Annotated in this window: 14 protein-coding genes and 3 pseudogenes; 11 read left to right on the top strand and 6 right to left on the bottom strand. The window is 70.7% G+C overall.

The features are described from left to right. Positions 1 to 121: 121 nt before the first annotated feature. Entirely contained in the window at positions 122 to 1,549 is a 1,428-nt protein-coding gene (locus tag OG462_RS06530) for a hypothetical protein (protein WP_406055341.1), read from the bottom strand. Here OG462_RS06530 and OG462_RS06525 point away from each other — a divergent pair. The 9 genes and pseudogenes from OG462_RS06525 to OG462_RS06485 all read left to right on the top strand — a co-directional run. After that, positions 1,481 to 1,978: pseudogene (locus OG462_RS06525) on the top strand (LuxR family transcriptional regulator); the annotation flags it as partial. The gene OG462_RS06530 and the pseudogene OG462_RS06525 overlap by 69 nt on opposite strands. A gap of 253 nt (positions 1,979 to 2,231) precedes the next feature. Then, positions 2,232 to 3,068, top strand: a complete 837-nt coding sequence (locus tag OG462_RS06520) for an alpha/beta fold hydrolase (protein ID WP_406055339.1) — start codon at positions 2,232 to 2,234, stop codon at positions 3,066 to 3,068. A 103-nt stretch (positions 3,069 to 3,171) separates the two neighbouring features. Beyond that, positions 3,172 to 4,257 carry an LLM class flavin-dependent oxidoreductase gene (locus OG462_RS06515; RefSeq protein ID WP_406055337.1) on the top strand — a complete coding sequence of 362 codons (1,086 nt, stop codon included), beginning with the start codon at positions 3,172 to 3,174 and terminating at the stop codon, positions 4,255 to 4,257. Further along, positions 4,254 to 4,868: an FMN reductase gene (locus OG462_RS06510; protein ID WP_406055336.1), complete on the top strand. Its 615-nt coding sequence runs from the start codon at positions 4,254 to 4,256 to the stop codon at positions 4,866 to 4,868. Before OG462_RS06515 ends, OG462_RS06510 begins: the two co-directional genes overlap by 4 nt. A gap of 61 nt (positions 4,869 to 4,929) precedes the next feature. Continuing rightward, the gene (locus OG462_RS06505) at positions 4,930 to 7,803 is read left to right on the top strand and encodes a helix-turn-helix transcriptional regulator (protein ID WP_406055334.1); all 2,874 of its coding nucleotides are present in this window, start codon (positions 4,930 to 4,932) and stop codon (positions 7,801 to 7,803) included. Positions 7,804 to 7,939: 136 nt separating this feature from the next. Continuing rightward, a complete protein-coding gene (locus OG462_RS06500; RefSeq protein WP_406055332.1) occupies positions 7,940 to 9,187 on the top strand; it encodes a PucR family transcriptional regulator in 1,248 nt (415 codons plus the stop codon). Between the two features lie 139 nt (positions 9,188 to 9,326). Next, positions 9,327 to 10,178: an alpha/beta fold hydrolase gene (locus OG462_RS06495; protein ID WP_406055330.1), complete on the top strand. Its 852-nt coding sequence runs from the start codon at positions 9,327 to 9,329 to the stop codon at positions 10,176 to 10,178. Between the two features lie 137 nt (positions 10,179 to 10,315). Beyond that, positions 10,316 to 11,119, top strand: a complete 804-nt coding sequence (locus OG462_RS06490) for a helix-turn-helix domain-containing protein (RefSeq protein ID WP_406055328.1) — start codon at positions 10,316 to 10,318, stop codon at positions 11,117 to 11,119. A gap of 179 nt (positions 11,120 to 11,298) precedes the next feature. Beyond that, on the top strand, positions 11,299 to 12,012 hold the full coding sequence (locus OG462_RS06485) for an alpha/beta fold hydrolase (RefSeq protein ID WP_406055326.1): 714 nt from the start codon (positions 11,299 to 11,301) through the stop codon (positions 12,010 to 12,012). Here the strand turns inward: OG462_RS06485 and OG462_RS06480 are convergent. Next, a complete protein-coding gene (locus OG462_RS06480) occupies positions 11,984 to 12,442 on the bottom strand; it encodes a transposase family protein (RefSeq protein ID WP_406055325.1) in 459 nt (152 codons plus the stop codon). The genes OG462_RS06485 and OG462_RS06480 overlap by 29 nt on opposite strands. Positions 12,443 to 12,484: 42 nt before the next feature. Then, complete coding sequence (locus OG462_RS06475) at positions 12,485 to 12,670, bottom strand: hypothetical protein (RefSeq protein ID WP_406055323.1); 186 nt, start codon at positions 12,668 to 12,670, stop codon at positions 12,485 to 12,487. Between the two features lie 160 nt (positions 12,671 to 12,830). On the opposite strand from OG462_RS06475, the gene OG462_RS06470 reads away from it, so the two are divergent. After that, the gene (locus tag OG462_RS06470; protein ID WP_406055321.1) at positions 12,831 to 13,193 is read left to right on the top strand and encodes a hypothetical protein; all 363 of its coding nucleotides are present in this window, start codon (positions 12,831 to 12,833) and stop codon (positions 13,191 to 13,193) included. A 708-nt stretch (positions 13,194 to 13,901) separates the two neighbouring features. Here the strand turns inward: OG462_RS06470 and OG462_RS06465 are convergent. The 3 genes and pseudogenes from OG462_RS06465 to rpmF all read right to left on the bottom strand — a co-directional run. After that, positions 13,902 to 14,030: pseudogene (locus OG462_RS06465) on the bottom strand (GNAT family N-acetyltransferase); the annotation flags it as partial. Positions 14,031 to 14,597: 567 nt separating this feature from the next. After that, a pseudogene (locus tag OG462_RS06460) lies at positions 14,598 to 15,735 on the bottom strand (GTP-binding protein). Continuing rightward, a complete protein-coding gene (rpmF, locus tag OG462_RS06455) occupies positions 15,732 to 15,902 on the bottom strand; it encodes a 50S ribosomal protein L32 (protein ID WP_406055319.1) in 171 nt (56 codons plus the stop codon). The pseudogene OG462_RS06460 and the gene rpmF overlap by 4 nt, the downstream one beginning before the upstream one ends. A gap of 199 nt (positions 15,903 to 16,101) precedes the next feature. Here rpmF and OG462_RS06450 point away from each other — a divergent pair, with 199 nt between their 5' ends. Beyond that, positions 16,102 to 16,302 (top strand): hypothetical protein, encoded by a 201-nt coding sequence (locus OG462_RS06450; protein ID WP_406055317.1) that lies wholly within the window; start codon positions 16,102 to 16,104, stop codon positions 16,300 to 16,302. The last annotated feature ends 1 nt before the right edge of the window (position 16,303 follow it).

Genomic DNA, 16,303 nt, shown 5'->3' with positions numbered 1-16,303 from the left:
CGGGGCGGGAGGCAACCCCTTCCTCGCGGCCGAGATGCTCGCGGGCATCGCGGCGTCGGGCGCGGACGCGCCGGAGCCGCCGGAGCGGCTGGTCCTCGGTGTACGCGACCGGCTGGCCGACCTACGGCCGGACACCCTCCACTTCCTGCGGATCGGCTCGGTCCTCGGCCGCGCGTTCTCGCTCGCGGACGCCGCCGCCCTGTGCGGCCGGCCCGCCTCCGGACTCAGCGCCGAAGTGGACGAGGCGATCGCCGCCGCCCTCCTCCACGACGACGGCGAACGCCTCCTGTTCCGCCACGACCTGCTCCGTCAGGCGGTGTACGCCGATCTCGCCCCCTCCGTACGCCGGGCGCTCCACCGTGAGGCCGCGAGCCGGCTCGTCGCGGCGGGCCGGAGCTCCACCGACGCGGTCCCGCATCTGCTGAAGAGCGCCGAACCCGGCGACCAGGAGGCGATCGGGCTGCTCGGCACGGCCGCCGCGGACGTGATCGCCGTGATGCCCGACCTCGCCGCCGACCTGGCCGTACGCGCCCTGGAACTCGTACCGCCCCATGCGCCCATGGTGTTCGACGTGGGACAACAGGCCATCGTCGCGCTGACCCGCGCGGGCCGGTACACCCAGGCACGGGATACCGGCGACAGGCTGCTCGCCCGGCAGCCGCCCCTGGACGTCTTCGCCCGTCTGCAGTCCGTACTCGGCGACACGCTGTGGCACCTCGACGACGTCCACGAGCTGACCCGCCGCTCGGCGGCAGCACTGGCAGCCGTCACCGACCCGACGATCCGCGCCCGGCTCACCGCCCGGCAGGCCCTCGCCCGGTCCCGCGGGCGCGACCTCGGGGCCGCTCGCGAGACCGGCGAACGGGCGCTCGCCGAGGCGGAGCGGTCCGGTGACCGGGAGGCCCGTGTCCTCGCGCTGTGGGGCCTCGGCGAGATCGCCCTCAATGCGGGAGATTGCGCCGCCGCCGTCGAACACCACACGGCGCTGAGCGTGTTCGACGCGGCCTTCCTGCCCGAGGAGGCCGTCGCCCGGATCCACATGGACGACTTCGACACCGTACGGCGACTGCTCCGGACGACGGGCGACGCTCCCCTGCGCCCCGCCATGCTGAGCTGGGTCCAGGGAACCCTGAACATGGGGCTCGGCCGGCTCGACGACGCGGACGCCGACCTCGTCACCGCCGAGCGGCTCGAAGCGGACCTCCACGTGCCCGGCAACCTGGTCAACATCCGTGTCAACCGCGGCCTCCTCGCGATGCTGCGCGGCGACCGCGAGGCCGTGCGGGAACACCTGGACGTCGTGCGGGCGACCGTGGCCGAGCGGCCGAACACGGGCAACCACGCCACGCACCAGTACTTCGAGGCCTTGGTCGCCGACGCCGACGGCGACCACGCGGCAGCGGCCACACTGGTCCGATCCGTGCAGCGGGACCATCCCTTCCTCCGGTGGCGGCTGCTGCGCCCCCATGTCGTCCAGGCCGTGCGGATCGCCCTGCGCGGCGGGGACCGGAACCTGGCCGAGGACCTCGCGGCCCAGGCTGTCGAACACGCCACCCGCAACCCCGGAGCGCCGACCGCCCAGGGGGTGGCCGCCCACGCCTCCGCCTTGGCGAACGCCGACCCCGGACTCCTGGAGCGGTCGGTCCGCATCCTCCTCACCGGCCCCCGGCCGCTGCCCCTCGCCTCCGCGTCCGCCGACCTCGGGCGCGCACTCCTCACAGCGGGCGACCCCGCCGCGACACCCGCTCTGACCAGGGCACACGACATCTACGCCCAGGCGGGGGCCGATGTCGAGGCCGACCGGGTCCGGGCCGATCTGGAACGGGCCACCAGCCGCTCCGGCCGGCGCACCGGAGGTCTCCGGCCGCGCCCCGGCCAGGGCTGGGACGCGCTCACGGCCTCGGAACGCAAGGTCGCCCGGCTGATCGCCGCGGGCCACACCAACCGGTCGGCCGCGGAGGCCCTCGTCGTCTCCCCGCACACGGTCAACACTCATCTGGCGTCGATCTTCCGCAAGCTCTCGGTGCGCTCGATCCGGTCCATCTGGCCCGGATCGTGCTTGCGGAGGGCGACGCCGGAACAGCCGCCGGCGGCTGAGTGCCCTCTGCGCCCCCGTGCAAGGTGTGGTGCGTTGTACGGCAACAGGAGGTGCAGGACCGGTCCTAGCGTGACGGGCATACCGCGCCGTTTCGACGCGCGGACCAGCCGACCCGAATCGAGGAAGCATCCCCATGCCGTACATCACCGTGGGCCAGGAGAACACCAACCCCATCGAGCTGTACTTCGAGGACCAGGGTGCCGGTCAGCCCGTCGTCCTCATCCACGGCTTCCCGCTCGACGGCCACTCCTGGGAGCGCCAGAGCGCCGCGCTCCTCGACGCCGGCTACCGAGTGATCACGTACGACCGCCGCGGTTTCGGACAGTCCTCCCAGCCGACCATCGGCTACGACTACGACACCTTCGCGGCCGACCTGAACACCGTGCTGGAGACCCTCGACCTGAAGAACGCCGTCCTGGTCGGCTTCTCCATGGGCACCGGCGAGGTCGCCCGCTACGTGTCCACGTACGGCTCCGGCCGCGTCGCCAAGGTCGCCTTCCTGGCCTCGCTCGAGCCCTGCCTGCTCAAGAGCGACGACAACCCGGACGGCGTCGCCCCGAAGGAGTTCTTCGACGGCGTCGTCGCCGCCGTCAAGGCCGACCGCTACGCCTACTACACGGCCTTCTTCAACGACTTCTACAACCTCGACGAGAACCTGGGCACCCGCATCAGCGAGGAGGCCGTCCGCAACAGCTGGAACACCGCAGCCCGCGGCGGCTCCTTCGCCGCGTCCGCCGCGCCGGCGACCTGGTACACCGACTTCCGCGCCGACATCCCCGCCGTCGACGTGCCGGCTCTGATCCTGCACGGCACCGCCGACCGCATCCTGCCGGCCGAGGGCACGGCGCGCCCGTTCCACAAGGCGCTCCCGTCGGCCGACTACGTCGAGATCGAGGGCGCCCCGCACGGTCTGCTGTGGACCCACGCCGAGGAGGTCAACACCGCCCTCCTCGCCTTCCTGGCGAAGTGACGCCGCACCGTTGACCCGCCGGGGACGCCGGAGCCCCCGGCGTCCCCCCGGCCTCCGGATCCCCGGCGCGGGAACCGGACGAGCTCAGGAGAGCAGACACCCCATGCAGTTCGGCATCTTCACCGTCGGGGACGTGACCCCCGACCCCACCAACGGCCGTACTCCGTCGGAACACGAGCGCATCAAGGCGATGGTCGCCATCGCCCTCAAGGCCGAGGAAGTCGGCCTGGACGTCTTCGCGACGGGCGAGCACCACAACCCGCCGTTCGTCCCGTCGTCGCCGACGACCATGCTCGGCCACATCGCCGCACGCACCGAGAAGCTGATCCTGTCCACGTCCACGACGCTGATCACCACCAACGACCCGGTGAAGATCGCCGAGGACTACGCGATGCTCCAGCACCTGGCCGACGGCCGGGTCGACCTCATGCTGGGGCGCGGCAACACCGGCCCGGTCTACCCGTGGTTCGGACAGGACATCCGCCAGGGCATCGACCTCGCCAAGGAGAACTACACGCTGCTGCGCCGGCTGTGGCGCGAGGACGTCGTGGACTGGGAGGGCACGTTCCGTACGCCGCTCCAGGCCTTCACCTCGACACCCCGCCCCCTGGACGGCGTACCGCCCTTCGTCTGGCACGGATCCATCAGGTCCCCCGAGATCGCGGAGCAGGCCGCCTTCTACGGCGACGGCTTCTTCCACAACAACATCTTCTGGCCGGCCGACCACACCCGGCGCATGGTGCAGCTCTACCGGCGTCGATTCGCGCACCACGGCCACGGCCGGCCGGAGGACGCCATCGTCGGCCTGGGCGGACAGGTCTTCATGCGCAAGAACTCCCAGGACGCCGTACGGGAGTTCCGTCCCTACTTCGACAACGCTCCCGTGTACGGCCACGGCCCGTCGCTGGAGGACTTCACCGAGCAGACCCCGCTGACGGTGGGCTCTCCCCAACAGGTCATCGAGCGGACCCTGTCGTTCCGGGAGAGCGTCGGCGACTACCAGCGCCAGCTGTTCCTGATGGACCATGCGGGCCTGCCTCTGAAGACCGTCCTCGAACAGCTGGACATCCTCGGCGAAGAGGTCGTGCCCGTCCTGCGGAGGGAGTTCGCGAAGGGGCGTCCGTCCGACGTGCCGGAGGCCCCCACGCACACGTCGCTCCGAGTTGTCCGGGAGGTGTCCGCCGCATGAAGCTGATCGTCGTCTCCGCGGGGCTGAGCACCCCCTCCTCCACCCGCCTGCTCGCGGACCGGCTGGCCGAGGCGGCCCGCGACGAACTCGCCGCCCGGGGGCAGGCGCCGTCGACCGAGGTCGTGGAGCTGCGGGAACTGGCCGGCGACATCGCCAACCACCTCGTGACCGGCTTTCCGCCGCCGCGACTGAGCGCCGCGATCGACGCGGTGACGGCGGCTGACGGCCTGATCGTGGTGACTCCCGTGTTCGCGGCTTCCTACAGCGGTCTCTTCAAGTCCTTCTTCGACGTGATCGATCCGGACGCCCTCACCGGGAAGCCGGTCCTGATCGCGGCGACGGGCGGTACCGCCCGCCACTCCCTGGTCCTTGAGCACGCCGTGCGCCCGCTCTTCGCCCATCTCCGCGCCGTCGTCGTCCCCACCGCCGTGTTCGCGGCCTCCGAGGACTGGGGCTCGGGGGGAGACGAGTACACCGACGGCCTGCCGGGCCGCGTCCGCCGGGCGGGCGTCGAGCTCGCCGCGCTCATGGCGGCCCGCCCGGTCGGTGAAGAGCCCGAGGACGACATCACCGTCCTCGAACGGCAACTCGCCGACCTGCGCTTCGACTGAGACGGGCCCCTCGGGCCGGGCGACGGCGGGGTGGTTCATATGGTTCATACTGTTGCGCCGTATGAGCGTGAACCGAGTGACGACAAGGACCGTGCCCGAGGAACTCGGGGGTGTACGGACGCCCCTCCGCGGCAGGGACGCCGAACTGGCGTTCATCGAGGCGCGGCTCGACGCGCTCGACCGGGGCGAAGGCGGGATCATCCGCCTCGGAGGCCCCGTCGGCATCGGCAGGTCCAGGATCCTCGCGGAGGCCGCGGCAGCCGCGAGGCGGCGCGGGACGAGGGTGTTCGAGGGAGCGGCGGACCCCGACGAACAGTTCGTGCCGCTCGGCCCGCTCCTCGACGGTCTGCTCTCCGGCGAGGAACCGCTGTCGGGCGCCGTCCGCCTCAGGGACCTCGCCACGACCCCCGGCCAGCGCTTCTGGCTGCTCCAGGAACTGGGGGACCGCCTGCGGGAGACGGCTCGAAACGGCCCGCTGCTCGTCGTCCTCGACGACCTCCAATGGTGCGACGATCTGACCCTTCTCACCTTCAACACCCTCGCGGCCGGACTCTCGTCGCACGCCATCCTGTGGCTGGTCGCCGTGCGCGGCGGCAGTGTGCCGTCGGGAGTGCGCACGACCCTGGACAGGATCCGGCAGGCAGGCGCACACGAGCTGGCGCTGGGAGCGCTGGACGACCAGGCCACCACACGGATCACCGAGGACGTCCTCGGCGCCGCTCCCGGCCCGGACGTCCTCCGCGTCGTCCGTCGCGCCGAAGGGGTCCCGCAGCTGCTGGTCGCGCTGCTCGGCTCGCTGCGGGAGGCAGTGACGATCGAGAGCGGCACGGCCAGGCTGTCGGCCGGACCCCCCGCCCCACGGGAACTCCCCTCCGTCGTGCGCCGCCTCGACCAGTTGTCCGACGAGGCACGGGCGCTGGTGCAGACGGCGGCCGCCGTGGGCGGCCCGGTCACCGTCGCGCTGCTGGCCGAACTGCTCGGCAGGTCCTCGGCGGCGCTCATCACAGCGGTACGGGAATCCCTCGACGCCGATCTGCTCATCGAAAGCGGCGATCACCTCGCCTTCCGCCACGACCTGATCCGCGAGGCAGTGGAAGCCGGCCTCCCCCTGCCCCTGCGTCAAGCCCTGCGTGGTCAAGCCGCCGAGCTGCCGCCGGGGAGCGCGACCTCCCCCGTCGAGCGTCCCGGGCCGCCGGCCGGGAGAGCACCGGCAGGTGCGGCGGAGGCCGGGAGAGCGGGGCGGGGAGACGCGGCGGAGGCCGACCGGCTGCGCACCGCCGCGGCCGAACTCGCGGCCACCGCTCCCGGTCCCGCCGCGGAACGCAGTCTCAAGGCCCTGGAGCTCACCACGGCGGACGCTCCGGAGCGGCCGCGGGTCATCGCCGAGACGATCCCGCTGCTCTGGCAGACGGGCCGGGCCGCCCAGGCGCGTGAGCTGGGGGCCTCCGCCCTGGCGACCGGCGCTCTCGGACCAGAGGACGAGGCGCGCATACGCCTTGCCCTGGCGCGCCTCGCCGTACCGTTCGACTTCTCCGAGGCGGTCCGCCAGGCCCGCGCCGGGTCGGCACTGCCCGGGATCCCCGTGGACTTGAGGGGGCGACTGCTCGCCATGCTCGCTGTCGGCCTGTCGATGTCGGGCGACCACTCGGCGGCCGAGCAGGTCGCCGCGGAGGCGTGGGAGACCGCAGCGGCAGCGGGGGACCGCTCCGCCGAGGCCACGCTGACGACGGTCCGCTCGGCCGTGAGTTTCCACCGCATGGACTTGACCGAGGCGTTCCGGCAGGCCGAGCGGTCCGCCGCGCTGGCCGACGCCCTGGGCGTCAGCACCTCGCTGTGGGTTCCGGAGGCCTTGTGGCACGCTCTCCTGTCGAACACCACCGGACGCTCCGCGGAGGCGCTCGCCGCCGCGGAGGACGGCATCCGGATCACCAGGGAGCAGGGCCGGACGGCGGCCACCGGGATGTGGCTCATGACCCGCTCCCGCATCCTTCTGGAGGCCGGACGGCTGGCGGACGCCCGGGCCGACGCCGAAGCCGCGGCCGCGACGACCGACGATCTCGGCCCGGGCAACCTCGCCGACGTCACGCTCCGGTACGTGATGATGCGCGTCGCCCTCCACACCAACGACCAGCAGACCGCGCGAGCGTACGCGGCGGAGGCGAGGCGCATGCGGAGCGACGGTGCACCCGTCGTCCGGCACTTCGGCTCCTGGATGCTGGCACTGATGGCCGACTTCGAAGGCCGCCCCGACCGTGCCATGGCCGAACTCGACGAGGTGATGACGTCGCCCGCCGCGGACCGGCCGGCCTACGCCGGCTTGGTCGACCCGGCCGACGCCCCGGTCCTCGTCCGCCTGGCGCTGCGTGCCGGCGCGCACGAACGGGCCGCGCAGGCAGTGGCCCTGGCCGAGCGACTGGCCGTGCTCAACCCCGACCTCACGTTCCTGGCCGCCACTGCCGCGCACGCCCGGGGGCTCCTCGACAACGACCTCACCCCTCTCGTACGCGCCGTCCGGCTGTACGAGGACTGCCCTCGGCCGTTGGCCCGGGCGTCGGCACTGGAGGACGCCGGACGGAAGCTGGCGGCCACCCGCACGTCCGAAGCGGTGCCGTACTTCGACACGGCCCTCGCGCTCTACGCGCGAGCGGGCGCCGAGCGGGACGTCGCACGCGTCCGCCGGCGCCTGCGGGCCGCCGGTGTCCGCCGCCGGCCCTCGACGGCCGGACACCCCGGTGCGTGGCCCGAGCTGACGGCCGCGGAGATACGGGTCGTACGGCTCGTGGCTCAAGGGCTGACCAACCAACAGGTGGCCGAGCACCTCTCCCTCTCGCCGCACACGGTGAGCTCGCACCTGCGCCGGGCCTTCACCAAGCTGGACGTCACCTCGCGCGGGGAGCTGACCCGGCTGGTGAAGGACCGCGACAGCGGAGAGTAGTCGCTTCGGATCCCATGCGGGCCTCAGGGCAATGGACGATTCGTGTGATGTGCCGACGTCGTCGCTTCCTCAGAATGATCAAGAGCCGCGGAATGGAGAAGTTCGCGGGGACAGTTGGTCGAGAGAGGAACAGCGCATGACCGTAAGGCTCCAGCGAGCCCGCCCTGGCAGCCCCGAGCTCCAGGCGCTTGTCGACGAGCTCGCGGAGCGGCTCGGCCGGTCCGTCGCCGTCGATGACCCGCTGGTCCGCTTGGTCTGCACGAGCCGCCACTTCGGCGACGAGGACCCGGTACGCATCGGCACCCTGTTGCAGGGCCGCGCCGACAACGCGACCATCCGCTACATCCTCGCCCAGGGCGTGACCCAGTGGTCCAGAGCCGGATTCGTCGACGGCCGTGACGATCTCGGGCTGCTGCCCCGTTACGTCGTGCCGCTGCGCGAGCGCGGGCATCTCCTCGGGCTGCTCATGGTGGTCGTGCCCGAGAAGGCGCTCGGGGAGCAGGAGACGCGTGCCATCGCCCGGGCCGCGGACGCCATGGCCGCCCAGATGCACGGAGAGCACATCGCCGCCGACACCCCGAAGGCCGACGAGCGGGACCTGGTCCTCGAACTCGTCGGTACCGACGTCGCCGCCCGCACCACCGCACGGCGGCGGGGCAGGGAACTCGGACTGCTCGGAGCGGCGGAGCACGTCCTGGTCACCGTCGTCCAGCTGAGCTGCGCGACCGAGCTCGTGCGGCAGTCCGAGGCGGCCCTGTGGGGGGCGCTGGAGGGGTTCCGGCAGACGCGCTCCGCCCAGGGCCTCGTCGCGATCGGCAAGGAGCGGGCGACACTGCTCCAGCTGCGCGACCGCCCACCCGGCCAGGACGAGATCACCGCACAGTCCGCTCGCATCCTGGACGAACTCCGCACCTTCCTGGGCCCGTCGGCGGACCCCGTGATCGGCGTCGGCGGCCGGCACTCCAGTCTGGACGACGCATGGACGTCGTACGAGCAGGCGCTCGTGGCGGCACGCGCGGCACGCCGACTGCCCACCCTGAAGAGCGCCGGTGACTGGGAGCTGCTCGGGGAGCTCGCGGTGCTGCTCCAGCTTCCCGAGCACGCCCTGAACGCGTCTTTGGTCCCGAAGCCGCTCCGTACCCTGAGCGACACTCATGGCGGCGACCGCCTGCGGGACACCCTGCGTTGCTTCCTCGAACACGCGGGATCGATTCCCCGGACCGCGGACACGCTGGGAATCCACCGCACCTCGCTCTACTACCGCCTGCGCCAGATCCAGGAGATCACCGGACTCGACCTCGACGACGGCGCCGACCGGCTCACTCTCCACCTCGGCCTCAGGATCGAGGAACTCCTCGCGCCGGGCGGCGACGGGGCCGTCTGACCACGGACTCGCTTCGACAAAGCGAGGAGGATCCACGGCCCGATTCCTACAGCTCGCGGTGGTGCGGGCGGCGGGCCCCATTCGATGATGTTCGGGACGGGCGGGAACGATGTACCGCCCTCTGACCAGGGGAGAGGTCATGAAGGAACTGATCACGACGGACGGCGCACGGCTCGCGTACCAGGACACCGGCGGCGAGGGCGTCCCGCTGGTGATGCTGCACGGCTGGGGGCAGACGCAGGCGATGTTCCGCCACCAGATCGAGGGGTTGGCGCCCGGCCGTCGCGTCGTCACCGTCGACCTCCGCGGCCATGGGAAGTCCGGCAAGCCGCGGCACGGCTACCGCATCGCCCGGCTCTCCCGCGATGTGCTCGAACTCGTCGACCATCTCGGTCTCGACCGCTTCGACGCACTGGGCTGGTCCATGGGCGTCTCGGTGTGGTGGAGCTTCATCGACCTGTACGGGACCGGACGGATCCGGCGCTTCGTCGCCGTCGACCAGCCCGCGGCGGTCGCCGCCGTGCCCTGGATGACCGAGCGGGAACAGCGGGACTCCGGTGCCATCTTCGATGTGTCGGGGCTGTTGTACCTGGGTGCGGCCCTCGCGGGGCCGGAGGGCGACACGGTCCGCGCCGACTTCGTGCGCGGCATGTTCTCCGGCGAGCCCGACCCCGAGGTGCTGGCCTTCGTCGGCGAGGAGATCCGGTCGACACCCGCCTACGCGGGCGTACCGCTGCTGTTCGACCACTGCGCGCAGGACTGGCGCGACGTGCTTCCCCGCATCGATGTGCCGACCCTGGTGATCGGCTGCGAGGGAAGCCATGTGCACCCCGATTCGCAGCGCTTCGTCGCCGAGCGGATTCCCGGCGCACGCCTGCACGTCTTCGCCTCGGACGTGGCGAGCTCGCACTTCCCCTTCCTGGAGAACCCGCCGGCCTTCAATGCCGTGGTGGAGAAGTTCCTGGCCGAGGAGCCGGCGAACGGGGCGTGAATCCGCCCTCCGCCCGCACGCACCTACGGCTAGGAATCCCCATGCCTCTCACACTGATGTCACGTGCGCCCGAACGGGCGCCCCGGCAAGCGCCCGATTCGACCTCGTCCTCCTCCCGCTCGGGGAGGCTGGTCCAGATGCTTTCCGAGGTGCCGGACACGAACGACCGGACCCACGTCTACCTCGGCGTCCATGTCCGTGGGCCCGTCACCGTTGTCCACGAGCGCACCAAGACCCTGTTGGAGCCGAACGACCTGGTCTTCTGCGACCCGGCCCGACGGCATCTGCTGCAGTTCGGAGAAGACTGCCAGATGATCTTCTTCCGGGTGCCCCGCTGCTACCTGGGCGTCACGGAGTCGGAACTGAACCGGGTGCTTGGCGTACCCGTACGCGGCGGGGAGGGGATCGGGGCGCTGGCGTCCGACTTCCTGACCGCGCTCGCCGCCAAGGAGGAGTTCCGCCGGTCCATGATCGGGGACCGACGTGCCCGGACGGCCGTACACCTCCTCTCCGTCCTGGTCATGGAGCTCCTCGAAGCGGACACGACGGACGAGGCCGATGACGCGTCCGGGACCGTCAACGAGATGCTGTCCCGTATCCACGGCTACATCGAGGAACATCTGATGGACCCGGACCTCTCACCGGAGTCGATCGCACGCGCCCACCACATCTCCGTCCGGTACCTGCAGAAGCTCTTCCAGAACGACGGCAGCACGGTGAGCCAATGGGTGCGGCAGCGCAGGCTTGAGTTCTGCCGGCTGGAGCTGGGCCGCTCCAACCGGAGAATCACCATGGCCGCGGTGGCCCACCGCTGGGGGTTCAGCAGCCCCTCGCACTTCAGCCGCACGTTCCGCGGGGCCTATGGCATGAGCCCCAGCGAATGGCAGGCGCTGGCGACCTCGGCCTTCGCGACGACGACCGCCGGCGCCCAGGACGAGTGAAGCCGCTGAGGCGCGTGTGCGCTGTCATGACAGCGCGGCTGCGCGCACGTACAAGAGGAGCCACTTCCACGGCTCTACCGTGAGTAACCATCGTACGGACCTCTTGCCGAATTCCGGGCCGCGACCTGCCCGTCGTGACGACGCCCCACACGTGGCCCGACACCGAGAAGAGAACTCGCATGACCCACCCCACCGTCGTCCTCGTACACGGCGCCTTCGCCGATGCGACAGGCTGGATAGGCGTCATCTCGGAACTGCGGAGCAGCGGTATCCCGGTGATCGCTCCGTCGAACCCGCTGCGGGGGCTGACATCGGACGCCGCCTACCTCACCTCCGTCCTCGCGCAGGTCGACGGCCCGGCCGTACTCGTCGGCCACTCCTACGGCGGTGCGCTGATCACCGTGGCCGGCACCGCGGAGAACGTCGTCGCGCTGGTCTACGTCGCCGCCTACGTGCCCAACGAGGGCGAGAGCCTAGGCCGGCTCCAGGCGAGCTTTCCCGAATCCCCCCTGACGGGCAACCTGAAGGAGTGGACGTACCCGCTCCTCGACGGTGACTCGGCGGTCGAGGTCACCATCGAGGAGACGGCCTTTCCCTCCGTCTTCGCGGCGGACGTGCCCGAGGACGTCGCCGGTGCTCTGGCAGCGACCCAACGCCCGCTCGCCACAGCTGCCTTCACCGAGACCGCGTCCGTGGCGGCGTGGCGGTCCAAACCGTCCTGGGCCCTGGTGGCCGGGGCGGACCGCACGATCAGTCCCGAGGTCCAGCGCTTCGGCGCCGCACGGGCAGGAGCCGTCGTCGTCGAACTTCCGGACGCCTCCCACGCCGTCGTCCTCTCCGAGCCCACACGGGTCGCCGACCTGATCAGGGACGCGGTATGGGCGGCGAGCTGACCGACCGACCTCCGCTACGTCTGGGTGGCCTGTCCGGGCTGCAGAACAGCACCCGCCCGTTCTGGTCGGTGAGGACCATGGTCTTGACGGCGTTCTGCTTGCTCTTCCCGGAGATGAACGTGTCCCGGTCCTTGCGTCCAGCGGCCGGCCGGCCGACTCGGATCTCGGTGCCGTCGATGATCCCGGTCTGCACACTGGCGCCGAGGTGGTCGATGACTTCGGTCAGTGTTCGCAGCCGGACGCCGGGGCTGATCGTGCACCCCCGCTCGGCGAGCAACGGCCGCACCTCGCCGATGGCCCGGGTGACGGTGGAGCGGACGACTCCGAACCAGCAGGCCAGCGCGTCATGAGTGGCACCGTGACGGAGATGGACGAGGGCGGCCAGAAGTCGGTCGACGAACACGAACCGGCGCTTCGCACCGGCGCCCACAGCACGCTTCCGCGCCGAGAGGTCAGCTTGGCCCGGTGACGCTCATGCCGCGAGGCCGGCAACCACGAGAAGGTCGCGGCGCTGGTGTACATCGCCGCGTTCGCCCGGCTCTTCCTGGTCGGCGATGGTCAGCAGGGCGCGGGCGAGTTCGGCGGGGTCGCCGGGCTGCTGGCCGTTCACTGTGGTGTGGATGTTGTACGGCTCCACGTCGAAGCGGAGCGACTCCATCCGTCCTGGCGCAGATGCCGGCCAGAGCTGGATCGTGGCGAGTGGAGAGTCGGGAGGGGGATGGGGTCGGCAGCCCGTGGGCCCGCCTGGCGAGCCCCGACCGCCGGGGCCAGCCTGGAAGCGAGGCACACGGCCGCAGTACGAACGAAGCGAGGCAGCCATGACCGGGACAACCCGACAGGACACACCAGTCGCAATCGAGGGCGGAGGCGTCGAACTCCGTACGCGAGCGGTCGGCGGAGACCTGTCCGTGGCCTTCGTGCAGCTGCCTCAGGGGACGGACCTGCGGCCGGCTCTGAAGGGACTGACCGATGATCTCTGTCAGTGCCCGCACTGGGGGTACATGCTCAAGGGCCGGCTGAAGATGGTGACGAAGGACGGTGAGGAGGTCTACGAGGCGGGACAGGCGTTCTACTGGCCGCCCGGACACGCCCCCGTGGCCCTCGAGGACTGCGAATACGTGGACTTCTCGCCGACTGATGACTTCACCGCGGTCATCAACCACATCACGTCGCAGGGCTGAGTCCAAGCTGTTGGCAAGAAGCGCTGGCGTGGGCCGATCGACGGGTGTGGACACCCGCCCGATGCGCGCAACCCCCAACCAACTCGCTCGATACCACCCATCGCCGTTCAATCCCGGTATGTCGAATGTCCAGCTCGTCAGCAGCCGTCGCGGCAGCGGCCCGGTCCTGTCGTGATCCGCCGTCTGACCGGGAGGCCTGGGCACCCGCCATCGACCTGCTAGCTCGTGAACGCGAGGTCGTGGCCGTCGACCTGCCGGGATTCGCGACAGCCCACCGCTTCTGGACGGCACCCACCGTCCATGCACTGGCTGCCCAAGCCACGATCTGCAACTCGGTGGGAGCGTCGCCGGTCGGGAAGTCGATGTCGGGCTTCGACAGGTGCATTCGCAACCTCGTACCTCCCCGCCGAAAGTCTCCGGTGGAGGGCCGGGGTGATCCCCCTGGCCTGCTGCTTCCGCGCGTGCGACGAGCCGATCTCGCGATCGAGACGTCGGAATCATAGAAGTTGAGCCAGAACCCGAGAAGCGACAACACCCGCGCACGCCGATGAGAATGTTGCCGCTCCAGGCGGACCCGACGAGCCACTGGACGCTCCAGCGGTGTGGATGGTCGGGATCGATGGGGCAAGCGAAGACGTTGAGCTCGCCGGACCGGCCCACGGTGACCTCGGTGGGGATTGCGGACCGAAAGGCGGGCAGTTCTCGGCCCTAGCGGCCGACCGTCGGCGTGGCCGTCGGGTGCCACGCGCGGCGGAGGAGGCCGAAGACCCAGGAATCGGAGACGGCGCCGTTGACGACGCAGTCCTCGCGGAGGGTGCCATCACGGACGAAGCCGAGCATCCTCGCGGATACCTCCTGGTGAGATGAGCAGGCAAGTCGCTGAGCAGGGTCTTTGCAGGTCAGGGGCGCGTAGGTGCAATTGTTGATCTCGGCGGTTCGTGGCGCCCGAGGGCGGCTTCGTGCGGACTGATGCCGACTTTCCTGATGGTGCGTCGGGTCAGGGCGTCGGCGGATGCCCTTTGCGAATGCGCATCATGGCGCAATTATCGACGCGAGGCCGCGGTCGCGCACCGGTGCGTCGGCGATCGGATCCGGGTGATGCCGCTTCCATGACGCCTGCGGGTTCGAAGAACCGCGGGATCACGCAACCGCCTGTCGACGTCGGCGGGCAAACCTGCACCAACGTCGAAGTCGTGATCACGACCTCGGTCGCGGGTGCTCGCGGCCGAGGTCACGCAGCACCTTCTTCGTGTGCTGGTGGTACACAGCTCAGGACTTCGTTGACCAGCGAAAACGATGCCGATGGCGGACATCGGGCGGGCCTTGGTCCGTCAATGGCCCGGATCTTGGTCTTCAGGCCGCCTCCGGGTCGGCGTGCTCGTGCTCGCAGGCGTCGTCGATGCCTTACGTCTCCCAAGCCGGGAAGTCGTCCAGGGCGGGCACGGCTTAGCCCGGGCCGAGGGGGCAGGTTTCGAGGGCCGCCCGCGGGGCGTCGGCGCGCAGGCCTGTGCCGCTGAAGACGAGCTCCTGGCTCTGCGTGGTGCCCGGTGCGCGGGTTCCCGATGGTTCGAAGCGGGCGGCGGCGCAGGCTTGGGGACCAGAGGCTAGTCACGCGGGGGCGGCTGGCGAGCAAGATGAAGCCTTTGGAGCGCAGGATCTGTCCGAAGGTTCCGTTGCCGAGGCCCTTGGTGACGAAGGCCCACAGCCGGTCGGGGTGAAACGGCAGGTCCGAGCGGAACACGAGCGAGGAGATCCCGTACTCCTCGGTCTCCGGGACATGGTCGCCGTTCAGCTCCTTGACCCACCCCGGGGCCTGCTGTGCGCGCTCGACATCGAACAGGCCCGTGCCCAGTACCTGCTCAAGGGTCACCTTCCCGCGGATGGCGGGAACGATCCGGGCCTCCTGGTTGAGCCGCGAGAGAGTCGCGCGCAGTCGGGAGACCTGCGCCGGCCCGAGGAGGTCGAGCTTGTTGAGGACGATGACGTCCGCGAACTCGATCTGATCCATGAGGAGATCGCTGACGGTGCGCTCGTCGTCCTCGTACTGGTCGAGTCCGCGTGCGGCGAGTTCGTCGCCGCTGGTGAGTTCCGGCAGGAAGTTCGCGGCGTCCACGACGGTGACCATGGTGTCGAGCCGGGCCAGGTCGCCCGGGGTGGCGCCGTCGCCGCGCGGGAAAGAGACCGTGGCCGCCACCGGCATCGGCTCGGAGATCCCGCTGGACTCGATGAGGAGTTAGTCGAAGCGCCCCTCGCGGGCCAGCCGGTCCGCCTCCTCCAGCAGGTCGTCGCGCAGGGTGCAGCAGATGCACCCGTTGGTCATCTCGACGAGCCGCTCCTCGGGCCGTGACAGCGCCGCCTCTCCGCCGCGTACGAGCGCGGCATCGATGTTGACCTCGCTCATGTCGTTGACGATGACCGCGACCCGCAGGCCTTCGCGGTTGCCGAGCACGTGGTGGAGGAGGGTGGTCTTGCCGGCTCCGAGGAACCCGGACAGGACGGTGACAGGCAGCGGGGCGGGCTTCGTGTCGGTCGTCCGGCTCAGCCCTCAGGGCGCAGCAGGCCGCGTTCGTAGGCCTTCACCAGCCGCTGCGGGACCTGGTACACGGAGCCGTCGACCGTGATCGGGACGAGCTGCGTCGTCGTGGCCTTCCACTGGGCCCGGCGGTGGCGGGTGTTGCTGCGGGACATCTTCCGCTTGGGGACGGCCATCGGGATCTCCTGAGGTGTCGAGGGCGTTCGACACGAAGGTATATGAAAACGACGACCATTTTCAATGTGCCCATGGTGGGATCGAAGCGAGTGGATCTTCAATGAACTTCGGCGTCCCTGAGGAGCGGATCGTTCAACGCTCGCCAGAGCTTGTGGCCCAGTGACAACTCGGAGTCGGTGAGCAGTGGGGAGGTCAGGGGTGCCGAACTGGACGGCCCAGCCGATCCGGTTGCGGGCGCCGCGGGTGGTCATCGCCCGGCACCTGGCGGCCTGGCCCAGCAGAAGGACCCGGCGAGCAATGAAGGGGCGGGTGGCCGCAGGGAACACCGCGGAGAAGGGCACCAGCGCCAAGTTCAAGATCTGTGAAGACGTCAGCGGCCGGGGCGGCGGCATCTGCTGAG

Origin of the sequence: Streptomyces sp. NBC_01077, from assembly GCF_045162855.1 — a bacterium.
In the GTDB taxonomy this organism is placed as follows: domain Bacteria; phylum Actinomycetota; class Actinomycetes; order Streptomycetales; family Streptomycetaceae; genus Streptomyces.
The sequence above is the reverse complement of the archived record's forward strand: the minus strand, read 5'-3'. Positions and strand labels throughout refer to the sequence as shown.

Bases quoted from the DNA above. Each gene is read 5' to 3' on its own strand.
- rpmF (WP_406055319.1), bottom strand. From the start codon at position 15,902: ATGGCCGTCCCCAAGCGGAAGATGTCCCGCAGCAACACCCGCCACCGC.
- OG462_RS06515 (WP_406055337.1), top strand. From the start codon at position 3,172: ATGCAGTTCGGCATCTTCACCGTCGGGGACGTGACCCCCGACCCCACC.
- OG462_RS06470 (WP_406055321.1), top strand. From the start codon at position 12,831: ATGACCGGGACAACCCGACAGGACACACCAGTCGCAATCGAGGGCGGA.
- OG462_RS06490 (WP_406055328.1), top strand. From the start codon at position 10,316: ATGCTTTCCGAGGTGCCGGACACGAACGACCGGACCCACGTCTACCTC.
- OG462_RS06475 (WP_406055323.1), bottom strand. From the start codon at position 12,670: ATGGAGTCGCTCCGCTTCGACGTGGAGCCGTACAACATCCACACCACA.
- OG462_RS06500 (WP_406055332.1), top strand. From the start codon at position 7,940: ATGACCGTAAGGCTCCAGCGAGCCCGCCCTGGCAGCCCCGAGCTCCAG.
- OG462_RS06505 (WP_406055334.1), top strand. From the start codon at position 4,930: ATGAGCGTGAACCGAGTGACGACAAGGACCGTGCCCGAGGAACTCGGG.
- OG462_RS06510 (WP_406055336.1), top strand. From the start codon at position 4,254: ATGAAGCTGATCGTCGTCTCCGCGGGGCTGAGCACCCCCTCCTCCACC.
- OG462_RS06485 (WP_406055326.1), top strand. From the start codon at position 11,299: ATGACCCACCCCACCGTCGTCCTCGTACACGGCGCCTTCGCCGATGCG.
- OG462_RS06495 (WP_406055330.1), top strand. From the start codon at position 9,327: ATGAAGGAACTGATCACGACGGACGGCGCACGGCTCGCGTACCAGGAC.
- OG462_RS06520 (WP_406055339.1), top strand. From the start codon at position 2,232: ATGCCGTACATCACCGTGGGCCAGGAGAACACCAACCCCATCGAGCTG.